9 protein-coding genes are annotated in these 12,063 nt (G+C 73.6%); 7 read left to right on the top strand and 2 right to left on the bottom strand.

Translation table 11 applies throughout. The features are described from left to right. Positions 1–78: 78 nt before the first annotated feature. On the bottom strand, positions 79–1,434 hold the full coding sequence (locus KBY32_RS09400; protein ID WP_210979600.1) for an SWIM zinc finger family protein: 1,356 nt from the start codon (positions 1,432–1,434) through the stop codon (positions 79–81). A 145-nt stretch (positions 1,435–1,579) separates the two neighbouring features. On the opposite strand from KBY32_RS09400, the gene KBY32_RS09395 reads away from it, so the two are divergent. The 7 genes from KBY32_RS09395 (at position 1,580) to sucD (ending at position 10,788) form a co-directional block, all read left to right on the top strand. Continuing rightward, the gene (locus tag KBY32_RS09395; RefSeq protein ID WP_210979599.1) at positions 1,580–2,710 is read left to right on the top strand and encodes an AAA family ATPase; all 1,131 of its coding nucleotides are present in this window, start codon (positions 1,580–1,582) and stop codon (positions 2,708–2,710) included. A 288-nt stretch (positions 2,711–2,998) separates the two neighbouring features. After that, the gene (locus tag KBY32_RS09390) at positions 2,999–5,449 is read left to right on the top strand and encodes a DUF5682 family protein (protein ID WP_374224918.1); all 2,451 of its coding nucleotides are present in this window, start codon (positions 2,999–3,001) and stop codon (positions 5,447–5,449) included. Beyond that, complete coding sequence (locus KBY32_RS09385; RefSeq protein WP_210979598.1) at positions 5,446–5,607, top strand: hypothetical protein; 162 nt, start codon at positions 5,446–5,448, stop codon at positions 5,605–5,607. The genes KBY32_RS09390 and KBY32_RS09385 overlap by 4 nt, the downstream gene beginning before the upstream one ends. After that, a complete protein-coding gene (locus KBY32_RS09380) occupies positions 5,607–6,770 on the top strand; it encodes a VWA domain-containing protein (protein WP_210979597.1) in 1,164 nt (387 codons plus the stop codon). The genes KBY32_RS09385 and KBY32_RS09380 overlap by 1 nt, the downstream gene beginning before the upstream one ends. A gap of 242 nt (positions 6,771–7,012) precedes the next feature. Further along, positions 7,013–7,957 (top strand): hypothetical protein, encoded by a 945-nt coding sequence (locus KBY32_RS09375; protein WP_210979596.1) that lies wholly within the window; start codon positions 7,013–7,015, stop codon positions 7,955–7,957. A gap of 737 nt (positions 7,958–8,694) precedes the next feature. Then, on the top strand, positions 8,695–9,876 hold the full coding sequence (gene sucC / locus KBY32_RS09370) for an ADP-forming succinate--CoA ligase subunit beta (protein ID WP_055625202.1): 1,182 nt from the start codon (positions 8,695–8,697) through the stop codon (positions 9,874–9,876). 27 nt (positions 9,877–9,903) lie between these two features. After that, positions 9,904–10,788 carry a succinate--CoA ligase subunit alpha gene (gene sucD / locus KBY32_RS09365; RefSeq protein ID WP_055625201.1) on the top strand — a complete coding sequence of 295 codons (885 nt, stop codon included), beginning with the start codon at positions 9,904–9,906 and terminating at the stop codon, positions 10,786–10,788. 86 nt (positions 10,789–10,874) lie between these two features. On the opposite strand, the gene KBY32_RS09360 is transcribed toward sucD, so the two are convergent. Then, on the bottom strand, positions 10,875–12,014 hold the full coding sequence (locus tag KBY32_RS09360) for a helix-turn-helix domain-containing protein (protein WP_210979595.1): 1,140 nt from the start codon (positions 12,012–12,014) through the stop codon (positions 10,875–10,877). Positions 12,015–12,063: the final 49 nt, after the last annotated feature.

Raw genomic sequence — 12,063 nt, 5'->3', positions numbered from 1 at the left:
CTCTGCCGTTGCCGTCGTGCCGTGGGTGCGATGGGTGCGGTGAGGGGCGCGCGCCTCGGGGCGGGCGCCGCCGGACGGTCACCACAGGCGCACCGCCTCTCCCGTCCCGTCCGCCCAGGCCGTCAGCGGGGTGAAGCCGCGATGGCCGCACTCACCGAAGACCGTGACGGGCGCGCCGCCCGACAGGGCGACCAGCCGCCACAGTCCCGGCCGTGAGCGGGCGGCCGCCGTGAGCGGCAGAGCAGAGTCGGCTTCGGCGTCCGCGAGTTGCCAGCCGTCGCCGTCCGGGACGGGCACGACCCGGTCCAATGTGACCGGCACCGAGTCCAGCCAGGGATCGTCGCGCAGCGCCTCGCCGTACCGGGCGGCGGCCTGTGCCGTCGTCACCCCCGGCGGCCGGATCGCCGTCGGCGCGGGCGGTCCGTACTGCTCGCCCAGGGCCGCCCGTACCTGCCCGGCACCCCCGTACGCCGACACCTCCGCGTCGAGGGCGAGTCCCACCGGCAGGGTCAGCTCCGGGGCGCGGCCCGCGGCACCGAAGGAGAGGAGGAGCGCGGTACGGCCCGAGTCGGCGCCATGCAGCCAGATCCGGCGCGTCGTCAGCTTCACGTCCGCCGTGTCGTACTGCGCGAGCACAAGCCAGCGGTCCCGCACCGGCGGACCGTCCGCCGAGGACGGCAGGCCGACACGCGAGCGGACCGTCTCCGCCAGCTCGGCGGGCAGCCGCTCATGGCCCAGCCAGCCCTGGTCGAGGAGGTGCACCAGCGCGCACTCCTCCAGCAGCCGGACCGGCCAGCCGGGACCGGACGCCGGTATCGAACCAAGCTCCCGCACGCGGGCGGCCAGCCCGGGCGCCTGGGCGTCGACCATCCGGGCGGCCGTCTCCTCCCACAGCCCGTACCCCGCCTGCTCCGCACCGGCCAGTCCGCCGCGCAGCAGATCGGCGAGCCGCTGCTCCAGCTCCGTCGCCCCCGCCGTGACCCGCAGGGCCCGCCGCTCCGCCCTGCGCCTGGCCGCCTCCGGATCGGCCGCGGCCGCGGAAGAGCCGGCCGGGCCCGCCGCCCGTTTCTCCTGGGCGCGCTGCCGCCGGCCCGCCAGCCACTGCTCCGCCCAGTCCGGCGCCTGCCCGTCCGGCACGGCCCCGTCCCCGCCCGCCCAGAGCAGCAGTAGCCCGAGCGCGTGCTTGCACGGGAACTTACGGCTGGGACAACTGCACTTGTACGCGGGCCCGGAGGCGTCCGCGAGATCGATGACCGTCTGATACGGCTTGCTGCCACTGCCCTTGCACAGTCCCCACACCGTCCCCTCGTCGGAACTCCCCGCCTCGGACCACGGCCCCGCCGCCCCGAGTTTGCTTCCCGCTTTGCGTGATGCGGCGTCAGGTGCCAGTGCCAGCACCTGGTCCGCGGTCCAGCGCACCCCCTGCTGAGTCATGTCTCCGAAGGTAGATCCCGCCACTGACAATCGGTCCGGCGCAGCGGTCGGCGGCGGTGTCTCCGCAGGTCACGACGCGTTGTCAGTGGGGTGGTGCAGGGTTGGACCCAGATCCGAACCGGCTGAGCTGGAGGGGGACTTTGCCATGACTGTGTCCGTTGAGCCGACGTCCGTCGACGCGGGGGAGACGGAGGCGGACCAGGCGTTGCGACCGCACGCCGAGGACGCCTTCGCCCATGAACTGGCCGCGCTGGCCGCGCAGGACGACCGTCCGCGCCCGGCCCGCTGGAAGCTGTCGCCGTGGGCCGTGGCCACCTATCTGCTCGGGGGCACCCTCCCGGACGGCACGGTGATCACCCCGAAGTACGTGGGTCCGCGCCGCATCGTCGAGGTCGCCGTCACCACGCTCGCCACGGACCGCGCCCTGCTCCTGCTCGGCGTGCCCGGCACCGCGAAGACCTGGGTCTCCGAGCACCTGGCCGCGGCGGTCAGCGGCGACTCGACGCTGCTGGTGCAGGGCACGGCCGGCACCCCGGAGGAGGCGATCCGCTACGGCTGGAACTACGCGCAGTTGCTCGCGCACGGACCCAGCCGGAACGCCCTGGTGCCCAGCCCGGTCATGCGGGCCATGGCGGAGGGCATGACGGCGCGGGTCGAGGAGCTGACCCGTATCCCGGCGGACGTGCAGGACACGCTGATCACGATCCTGTCGGAGAAGACGCTGCCCATACCGGAGCTGGGGCAGGAGGTGCAGGCCGTGCGCGGCTTCAACCTCATCGCCACCGCCAACGACCGGGACCGCGGGGTCAACGACCTGTCGAGCGCGCTGCGCCGCCGGTTCAACACGGTCGTGCTGCCGCTGCCGGAGAGCGCCGACGCGGAGGTGGAGATCGTCTCCCGCCGTGTCGACCAGCTCGGACGCTCCCTCGATCTGCCGACGGCACCCGACGGCATCGACGAGATCCGCCGCGTGGTCACCGTGTTCCGGGAGCTGCGCGACGGGGTCACGGCCGACGGCAGGACGAAGCTGAAGTCGCCGAGCGGCACGCTCTCGACGGCCGAGGCGATCTCCGTGGTCACCAACGGCCTGGCTCTGGCCGCCCACTTCGGTGACGGGGTGCTGCGGCCGGGGGACGTCGCCGCGGGCATCCTCGGCGCCGTCGTCCGGGACCCGGCGGCCGACCGCGTCATCTGGCAGGAGTACCTGGAGGCGGTCGTCCGGGAGCGGGACGGCTGGACGGACTTCTACCGGGCCTGCCGGGAGGTGAGTGCATGAGCGACGACCTCGGATGGGGTCGCCCCGGCGGAGGGTCGAAGCCCGCCGGTGGATCGAAACCGGGCGGCGCGTCCGGCCGGCGGAGGCGTGACGGTCGCCGGGCGCGGTCCGGACATGCGGTGCGCGGGGGAGTGACGCCGCGAGCAACGCAGGCGGGGTGAGCACCCACGGCACGGTCGGGGTGTGGCGTGCACGGGGGCGCGCGGCCTGGATGGGGGCGAGGGTGCGAGGTGAACGGGGTGCGGCGTGAACGGGGGACGGACGGTGGCGCGGAGCGAGGGGGTCGAAGTGACAGGCGTTGAGAGGTCCGCAGGGGAAGACGCGGGGGCGGGCTCCGGAGCACGGGACACGGGCCCGGCCGAGCGGGGCGCCGCGGCTGCCTCCCTGGCCCGGCCCGCCGGGCCGTTGCTGCTCGGCGTACGGCATCACGGGCCGGGGTCGGCGCGGGCGGTCCGCGCGGTGCTGGACGCCGCCCGGCCGCGCACCGTGCTGATCGAGGGGCCGCCCGAGGCCGACGTCCTGGTCGCGCTCGCCGGGGACGAGGGCATGCGGCCGCCGGTCGCCCTTCTCGCCCACGCCGTGGACGAGCCCGGCCGCTCGGCGTTCTGGCCGCTCGCCGAGTTCTCCCCGGAGTGGGTGGCCCTCCGCTGGGCGCTGGAGCACCGGGTCCCCGCCCGCTTCATCGACCTGCCGGCCACGCACACCCTGGCGTGGGGCCGGGACGGCGACCAGCGGCCCGAGCCCACCGCCGAGCCGGAGGACCCGCAGGAGGCCCCGGCCGACGTCCGGGTCGACCCGCTGGCCGTGCTCGCCGAGACCGCCGGTTACGACGATCCCGAGCGCTGGTGGGAGGACGTCGTCGAGCACCGGGGCACGGCCGGAGGGGACGCGTTCGCGCCCTTCCTGGGCCTGGAGGAGGCCATGTCCGCCCTGCGGGAGGTGTACGGCAGCGGCGGGCACGACCGGGACCTGATCCGCGAGGCCTATATGCGCCTCCAGATGCGCGCCGCCCAGCGGGAGTTCGGGGACGACGTCGCCGTCGTGTGCGGGGCGTGGCATGTGCCCGCGCTGCGGCAGAAGAGCACGGTCATCGCCGACAAGGCGCTGCTGAAGGGGCTGCCCAAGGTCAAGGCCGAGATGACCTGGGTGCCGTGGACGCACCGCCGGCTGGCCCGCGCGAGCGGCTACGGAGCGGGCATCGACTCACCCGGGTGGTACGGGCATCTGTTCGGTGCGCCGGACCGGCCCGTCGAGCGCTGGATGACGAAGGTGGCCGGACTGCTGCGGGACGAGGACCGCATCGTCTCCTCGGCCCATGTCATCGAGGCGGTCCGGCTCGCGGAGACGCTGGCGGTGGTGCGCGGCCGCCCGCTGCCGGGTCTGAGCGAGACCACCGACGCGATCCGGGCGGTGATGTGCGAGGGCTCGGACGTTCCTCTGGAGCTGGTGCGGGACCGGCTGATCGTCGGGGATGTGCTGGGGGAGGTGCCGGAGTCGGCGCCGGCCGTGCCGTTGCAGCGCGATCTCGACCGGGTCCAGCGCCGTCTGCGGCTCAGGCCGGAGGCGCTGGAGCGGGAGCTGGAGCTCGACCTGCGCAAGGAGAACGACGCCGAGCGCAGCAGGCTGCTGCACCGGCTGCGGCTGCTCGGCGTGGCCTGGGGCGAGCCGGTCGCGTCGCGGGGGAGCACCGGGACGTTCCGGGAGACGTGGCGGCTGCGGTGGGAGCCGGAGCTGGCGGTGCGGGTCGCCGAGGCCGGCGTGTGGGGGACCACCGTGCTCATGGCGGCCACCGCGAAGGCCGAGGCCGACGCCGTGGCCGCGCCGGGGCTCGCCGACGTCACGGCGCTGGCCGAGCGCTGCCTGCTGGCGGAGCTGCCGGACGCGCTGCCCGTGGTGATGGGCGTCCTGGCCGACCGGGCGGCACTCGACGCGGACGTCGGTCACCTCGCCCAGGCCCTGCCGGCGCTGGTGCGCTCCCTGCGGTACGGCGATGTGCGCGGCACCGACACCGGCGCGCTGGCGGAGGTGGCCGCCGGACTCGCGGAGCGCGTCTTCGTCGGCCTGCCCCCGGCCTGCGTCGGCCTCGACGCGGACGCGGCGGACGAGATGCGGCGCCATGTCGACGCGGTGCACGGAGCGCTGGGGCTGCTCGGGGACGCGGAGACCGGGATGCGGCGCCGCTGGCACAAGGTGCTGCGCGTGCTGTCCGGACGGGACACCGTGCCCGGCGTCATCAGAGGGCGAGCGGTGCGGCTGCTCCTGGACGACGGGGAGCTGCGGCAGGAGGACGCCGCGCGGCTGATGGGGCTGGCGTTGTCGCCGGGGACACCGCCGGCGGACGCGGCGGCGTGGATCGAGGGCTTCGTCGGCGGGGGCTCCGGCGGCGGGATGCTGCTCGTGCACGACGAGCGGCTGCTCGGCCTGGTCGACACCTGGCTGACGGGGGTGCCGGCGGAGGCGTTCACCGACGTGCTGCCGCTGCTGCGGCGCACCTTCTCGGCGTACGAGCCGGGCGTGCGGCGGACGTTGGGGGAGCTGGTCCGGCGCGGCCCGGGCGAACGGCAGGGCGTGGGGACCGCCGGTGGCGGCATACCCGGCTTCGCCGACGAGCTGGACATCGAGCGGGCGGACGCGGTGGTGCCGGTCGTACGCCTGCTGCTGGGACTGGACGGGACGGAGGACGGGGCCGCCGGGCGCGGCCGCCCCGCCGCCGACGACCTTGTGGGGGCGACGGGATGAGGACCGAGGAACTGCTGGAGCGCCGGGAGCACACCGGCGCCGGGACGACGGGTGCCGCACGGCACCCGGGCCGCGCCCAGACCACGGCGAGGGCGACGACGCCCCGGGCCGTGCTGGTGATGCCGCTGTGGGAACGGCGCCGAAGGGGGACGTGCTGATGACGGCCGAGGTGAGGGACCCGGCGGGGGAGCGGCTGCGCCGCTGGCGGCTGGTGCTGGGCGGGGACGACGCGGACGGCACCGGATGCGCGCTCTCCGGCAGGGACGCCGCGATGGACGGAGCGCTGACCTCCCTCTACGGCAGAGGGGACAAGAAGCAGACGACCAAGGACCGTTCGGCGGGGCTCGGGGCGTCGGCGCCATCCGTGGCGCGCTGGCTGGGTGACATCCGGACCTACTTCCCCTCCTCCGTCGTCCAGGTCATGCAGCGAGACGCCATCGACCGGCTGGGGCTGTCCACCCTTCTGCTGGAGCCGGAGATGCTGGAGGCGGTCGAGGCCGACGTGCACCTCGTCGGCACGCTCCTCTCGCTGAACCGGGCCATGCCGGAGACGACGAAGGAGACGGCGCGGGCCGTGGTGCGCAAGGTCGTCGAGGACCTGGAGAAGCGGCTCGCCACCCGCACCCGGGCCACCCTCACGGGCGCCCTCGACCGCAGCGCGCGGATCAACCGGCCGCGCCACCACGACATCGACTGGAACCGCACGATCGCGGCCAACCTCAAGCACTACCTGCCCGAGTACCGCACGATCGTGCCGGAGCGGCTCATCGGCTATGGGCGCGCCTCGCAGTCGGTGAAGAAGGAGGTCGTCCTCTGCATCGACCAGTCGGGGTCGATGGCGGCGTCCGTGGTGTACGCGTCGGTGTTCGGGGCCGTGCTGGCGTCGATGCGGTCCATCGACACCCGGCTCGTCGTCTTCGACACGGCGGTGGTCGATCTGACCGACCAGCTCGACGATCCCGTCGACGTGCTCTTCGGCACGCAGCTCGGCGGCGGCACGGACATCAACCGGGCGCTCGCGTACTGCCAGTCGCAGATCACCCGTCCCGCCGAGACGGTGGTGGTGCTGATCAGCGACCTGTACGAGGGCGGCATACGCGCCGAGATGCTCAAGCGGGTCGCGGCGATGAAGGCGTCGGGGGTGCAGTTCGTGGCGCTGCTGGCGTTGTCCGACGAGGGGGCGCCCGCCTACGACCGTGAACACGCGGCGGCGCTGGCGGCGTTGGGGGCGCCGGCCTTCGCCTGCACGCCCGACCTGTTCCCGGAGGTGATGGCGGCGGCCATCGAGAAGCGGCCGATCCCGGTGCCGGACACGCCCTGACGGCCCGTCGCGGGGGAGGCGTTGAGCGGGTGGGCGATGGACTCCGGCCAGAAAAACGGACATGAGTGGCCAACGGCCACACGGGGCTTGCGCGACCGCGGGAGGGGCATGCGAGGATCTGCGTTCCGCAGGGGCGTGGCGTCCTCCGTAAGCGCATACACCCCAGCGCCCCAAGCCCCCTGCTCCACCGAAGCACTTCGCCCCACCCACGTCCTTGCTCCACCCACGGGAGGCTCCCCACCGTGTCCCCGCCCGCCGCCTCACCCGCTGCCGCGGTGCGCGTCCCGCGCGCCGCGGCCGGACGGCGTGCGCTCCAACTGGCGCTGCTCGTCGGCGGGCTGTTCGCGCTGGCGCTCGTCTGCGGGGAGCGGGCCGGTGCGGCGGAGGGTGTGGGTGCACTGGTGGGGACGCGGGTGGAGGCAGGCGAGGCGGCCCAGTCGGCCGCGAGCCCGCCGGTGGCCCCGAAGGCCCGGCCCACGCACGACCTCGTAGGGACCGTGACGGGCGTGACGGACGGCGTGGCGCGGACCGTCGAGCAGACGGTGGGTGCGGCTCTCACCGAGGTGCAGAAGCGGTTGCCGCCGCCCGCCGCACCGCCGGTCACGCCGCCGACACCGCCCGGGGTGCCGGACTGGCCCGACTGGGAGGTCCCGGATCTGCCGGATCCGCCCGCCGCCGAAGCGCCGGGCCTGCCGGATCTCCCCGGGCTGCCGGAGCTCCCCGACCCGTCCGGCCCGTCCGAGCCTGGCGGGACCGCTCCGGCGCCCGAGCCCGGCACACCGGATTCCGGGAAGCACCGGGACGGCAAGGGCCGTAACGCCAAGAGGGCGACCGCGACGACCAGGACAGCCGAGCCGAGCACGATGACGGGCGCCTACGGTCCTTGGGGTGACCCGCACCGCGAGCAGGCGGTCGGCTCCAGCGCAAGGGACGCCGGGGACGTCGTCGCCGCGCGGCCGGAGGCACCGTTCGGATACGGCCCCATGCGTCCGGCGCCGGTGGAGCAGCCGGCCGGGGTGCCGGGCAGCCGTTCGAGCGGCGACAACAGCGGGCTGCGGTACGCGGACGCCCATGCGGTGTCCCTGGAGTACCGGGTGCCGGTGCGACTGGTGCCCGGCGCCGCCGTCCGGGCGGAGTCGGACGAGACACGGGACCGGAGCGGGGACGTCCCGGTTTCCCCCGCTTAACCGCCGCCGCTGCGGTTCTCGCCGTAGCGGCCCGGCAGCCGGCGCGTCCCCCGCCTTTGAGCTCCCCACCCCGCGCCTCACCCCGGGCCTCGCGACCTCGCGCCGCGCGACTCCGGACGCGCACCCCTGGCCCCGGCAGGGCAGCCGCCCGCCATCGCGCCCCCTCGCCAGAGACCGGCACCCCGGCCCGCAGCACAGCACCCCCGGCCCGCACCACACCACCCCCGGCCCGCAGAGCGCCCCCGGCGCCTCCGGCCGGCACCCCCCGGCGTCGCATGACGCCGCCTTCCGACTCGCGGGTGTCGCGGACCCGGACGGGCGAAAGCCGTCGGTCGTTCGGGTCCGGACCCCGCGGACAGGCCGGGGTGATCCCCATTGGGGTGGGGATCACCCCGGCCAGGGCCCACCGAAGCGGCCCTGTTCCGCCGCTTCCGGGCTGTTCAGAGGACCTCACCGGGTCAACCCCAACCCGGTGAGGTCCTTCCCTCTCGACCACGCGTTCGGCACGCCGTGCCAGTGATATCCACCGATCGCGGCATCATGTGACAGGTATCACCGCTCACGTGTGACCCGCGATTTAGAGGCTCCCGCCATGCGGCGATAACCTGCGAGACGGACATGCCGCGCGCTCGGACACCGTGTGCGCCTCCCTTGTGACAGAGCGGACGTCACGTTGCCCTTCGCGGCACGCCCACGCATCCAACGAACCGCGAGATCACTGATAGGGACGGAAGCGCGTGGACCTGTTCGAGTACCAGGCGAGGGACCTCTTCGCCAAGCACGATGTACCGGTGCTGGCCGGTGAAGTCATCGACACGCCTGAGGCGGCCCGCGCAGCCACTGAGCGTCTCGGTGGCAAGTCCGTCGTCAAGGCCCAGGTGAAGGTCGGTGGCCGCGGCAAGGCCGGCGGCGTGAAGCTCGCCGCGACCCCGGACGAGGCCGTCGCCCGCGCGACGGACATCCTCGGCATGGACATCAAGGGCCACACGGTCCACAAGGTGATGATCGCCGAGACGGCGCCGGAGATCCTGGAGGAGTACTACGTCTCCTTCCTCCTCGACCGTGCCAACCGCACCTTCCTCTCCATCGCGTCCGTCGAGGGCGGCATGGAGATCGAGGAGGTGGCGGCCACCCGTCCGGAGGCCGTCGCCAAGATCGCGATCGACGCCATCGACGGCGTGGACGAGGCCAAGGCCCGCGAGATCGTCGAGGCCGCCAAGTTCCCGGCCGAGGTCGCGGACAAGGTCGCCAACGTCCTGATCAAGCTGTGGGACACCTTCATCAAGTCGGACGCCCTCCTCGTCGAGGTCAACCCGCTCGCGAAGGTCGCCTCCGGCGAGGTCATCGCCCTGGACGGCAAGGTGTCGCTCGACGACAACGCCGAGTTCCGTCACCCCGAGTACGAGGAGCTCCACGACAAGGCCGCGGCGAACCCGCTCGAGGCCGCCGCCAAGGAGAAGAACCTCAACTACGTCAAGCTCGACGGCGAGGTCGGCATCATCGGCAACGGCGCGGGTCTCGTCATGAGCACCCTGGACGTCGTCGCGTACGCCGGTGAGAACCACGGCAACGTCAAGCCGGCCAACTTCCTGGACATCGGCGGTGGCGCCTCCGCCCAGGTCATGGCCAACGGCCTCGAGATCATCCTCGGCGACCCGGACGTCAAGTCCGTCTTCGTCAACGTGTTCGGCGGCATCACCGCCTGTGACGAGGTCGCCAACGGCATCGTCCAGGCCCTGAAGCTGCTCGAGGACCGCGGCGAGAACGTCACCAAGCCGCTCGTCGTCCGCCTCGACGGCAACAACGCCGAGCTCGGCCGGCAGATCCTCACCGACGCCAACCACCCGCTGGTCCAGCGCGTCGACACCATGGACGGCGCGGCCGACAAGGCCGCCGAGCTGGCCCACGCCGCCAAGTAAGCACTCAGGACGAGGACACAACACACCATGGCTATCTGGCTCAACAAGGACAGCAAGGTCATCGTCCAGGGCATGACCGGCGCCACGGGCATGAAGCACACCAAGCTCATGCTCGGTGACGGCACCAACGTCGTGGGCGGCGTGAACCCGCGCAAGGCGGGTCAGACCGTGGACTTCGACGGCACCGAGGTACCCGTCTTCGGCACCGTCAAGGAGGCCATCGAGAAGACCGGCGCCAACGTCTCCGTCATCTTCGTGCCGGAGAAGTTCACCAAGGACGCCGTCGTCGAGGCCATCGACGCCGAGATCCCGCTGGCCGTCGTGATCACCGAGGGCATCGCCGTGCACGACTCGGCCGCCTTCTGGGCGTACGCCGGCAAGAAGGGCAACAAGACCCGGATCATCGGCCCGAACTGCCCCGGCATCATCACCCCGGGCGGCTCGAACGTCGGCATCATCCCTGGCGACATCACGAAGCCGGGCCGCATCGGCCTGGTCTCGAAGTCCGGCACGCTGACGTACCAGATGATGTACGAGCTGCGTGACATCGGCTTCTCGACCGCCGTCGGCATCGGTGGCGACCCGATCATCGGCACCACGCACATCGACGCGCTCGCCGCGTTCGAGGCCGACCCCGACACCGACCTGATCGTCATGATCGGTGAGATCGGTGGCGACGCCGAGGAGCGGGCCGCGGAGTACATCTCCAAGAACGTGACCAAGCCGGTCGTCGGCTACGTCGCGGGCTTCACCGCGCCCGAGGGCAAGACCATGGGCCACGCCGGCGCCATCGTCTCCGGTTCCTCCGGCACCGCGCAGGCGAAGAAGGAGGCCCTCGAGGCCGCCGGCGTCAAGGTCGGCAAGACGCCGACCGAGACCGCGAAGCTGGCCCGCGAGATCCTGGGCGGCTGAGTCAGCGCCCCGGCATCGCGCCGACGTGTCGGTGGGCCCGTCCCCTTCCGGGGGCGGGCCCACCGACGTTTCCATGCTCGAGAAGGCTAGAAGGGCTGGGGCGCGAGCCGCTCCGGGCCGTGGTGCAGCTCCGAACGGAGCTTGTCGCGCAGCTTCTGCTCCTTGTGCGACAACGGCCCCGGCGCCACCGGCGGCGGCACCCCGCGCACGGTGGCCCCCGGCGGCACCGGCGGTTCGTAGTGGGTCGGGGCCGTCCGCAGCGTCAGGGCGGTCGTGCCGATCAGCGCCACGGTGAACGCGATCGCCGCGCGCGTCCAGAACCGGGCCCGGCGTTCGCTGCCCTCGCGCACGGCGGCCGGGGCGGGGGCGCGCAGACGTTCCGCCGAGGCCAGTTCGGCCAGCCGCCGGTGCAGATCGTCCGGGTCGGACAGGGTCGGCATCCGGGTGGCGACGGCGGCGCGGGCGTGCAGGATGCGGTTGGCGGCGGCCGGGGTGCTCGCCTCGGTCTCGGCCGCGGTCTCGGGCAGATCGAGCCCGACCCCGTCGTACAGCAGCAGGGTGCGGCGCTGCGGCGGTGTCAGGTCGAGCAGGACGTCGAGCAGAAGCCGGTCCGCCCGGTCGGCGGGCGGTGGCTCGGGGTGCCGGTAGCGGGGGCGGAACCGGTGCCAGGGCGACAGGGCGAAGTCGTACGCCGCCGCCCGCACCCAGCCCGCCGGGTCGGGGTCCCGGGCCACCTCGGGCCAGCGCTCCCAGGCGAGTTGGAAGGCCCGCTCGACCGACTCCCGCGCCAGCTCGCGCCGCCCGCTGAGCAGATAGGTCTGCCGTACGAGGCCGGGGGCGCAGAAGGCGTAGAGAGCGTCGAACGCCTGGGCGGGCGTGAGGGGCCGGTCGGTCCGGGCGGAGGGAGCGGGCCCCGCATCCAGGCCGAGCCCGTCGCCCTCGCCCTCGATGTCGCCCTCACCCTCCTCCAAGGGCTGATCCGGCGTCACGTCGACATCGGCGACCGGCTCCTGATCCCTCCTCCGTTCCTCCAGGGACCTCAGCAGCTCCAGGTACGCCTCCCCCTCCGGGCCCTGCGGAACCGTGCGGCCGGTCTCCCAGGCGCGTACCGTCCGGCGGTTGACGCCGACCCGTTCCGCGACCTGAGCCTGTGTCAAGGACCCGGCCTCACGCAGGCGTCGGCGCTCCGTGGGCGGGGGAATCGGGGCTGCCGGGCTCTGCGTCACAGTGCACCCCTCCGTGTGAAAAAGTACATAAACGTATATTGGGCGACAC

It is taken from the genome of Streptomyces sp. RK62, from assembly GCF_018070255.1.
Classification (GTDB): Bacteria; Actinomycetota; Actinomycetes; order Streptomycetales; family Streptomycetaceae; genus Streptomyces; species Streptomyces nigra.
This window is presented reverse-complemented; position numbering and strand designations above follow the sequence as displayed.

What these genes read in the sequence shown, in the direction of transcription:
- KBY32_RS09400 (WP_210979600.1), bottom strand. Translation starts at nt 1,434, where the DNA reads ATGACTCAGCAGGGGGTGCGCTGGACCGCGGACCAGGTGCTGGCACTG.
- KBY32_RS09395 (WP_210979599.1), top strand. Translation starts at nt 1,580, where the DNA reads ATGACTGTGTCCGTTGAGCCGACGTCCGTCGACGCGGGGGAGACGGAG.
- KBY32_RS09385 (WP_210979598.1), top strand. Translation starts at nt 5,446, where the DNA reads ATGAGGACCGAGGAACTGCTGGAGCGCCGGGAGCACACCGGCGCCGGG.
- KBY32_RS09380 (WP_210979597.1), top strand. Translation starts at nt 5,607, where the DNA reads ATGACGGCCGAGGTGAGGGACCCGGCGGGGGAGCGGCTGCGCCGCTGG.
- sucD (WP_055625201.1), top strand. Translation starts at nt 9,904, where the DNA reads ATGGCTATCTGGCTCAACAAGGACAGCAAGGTCATCGTCCAGGGCATG.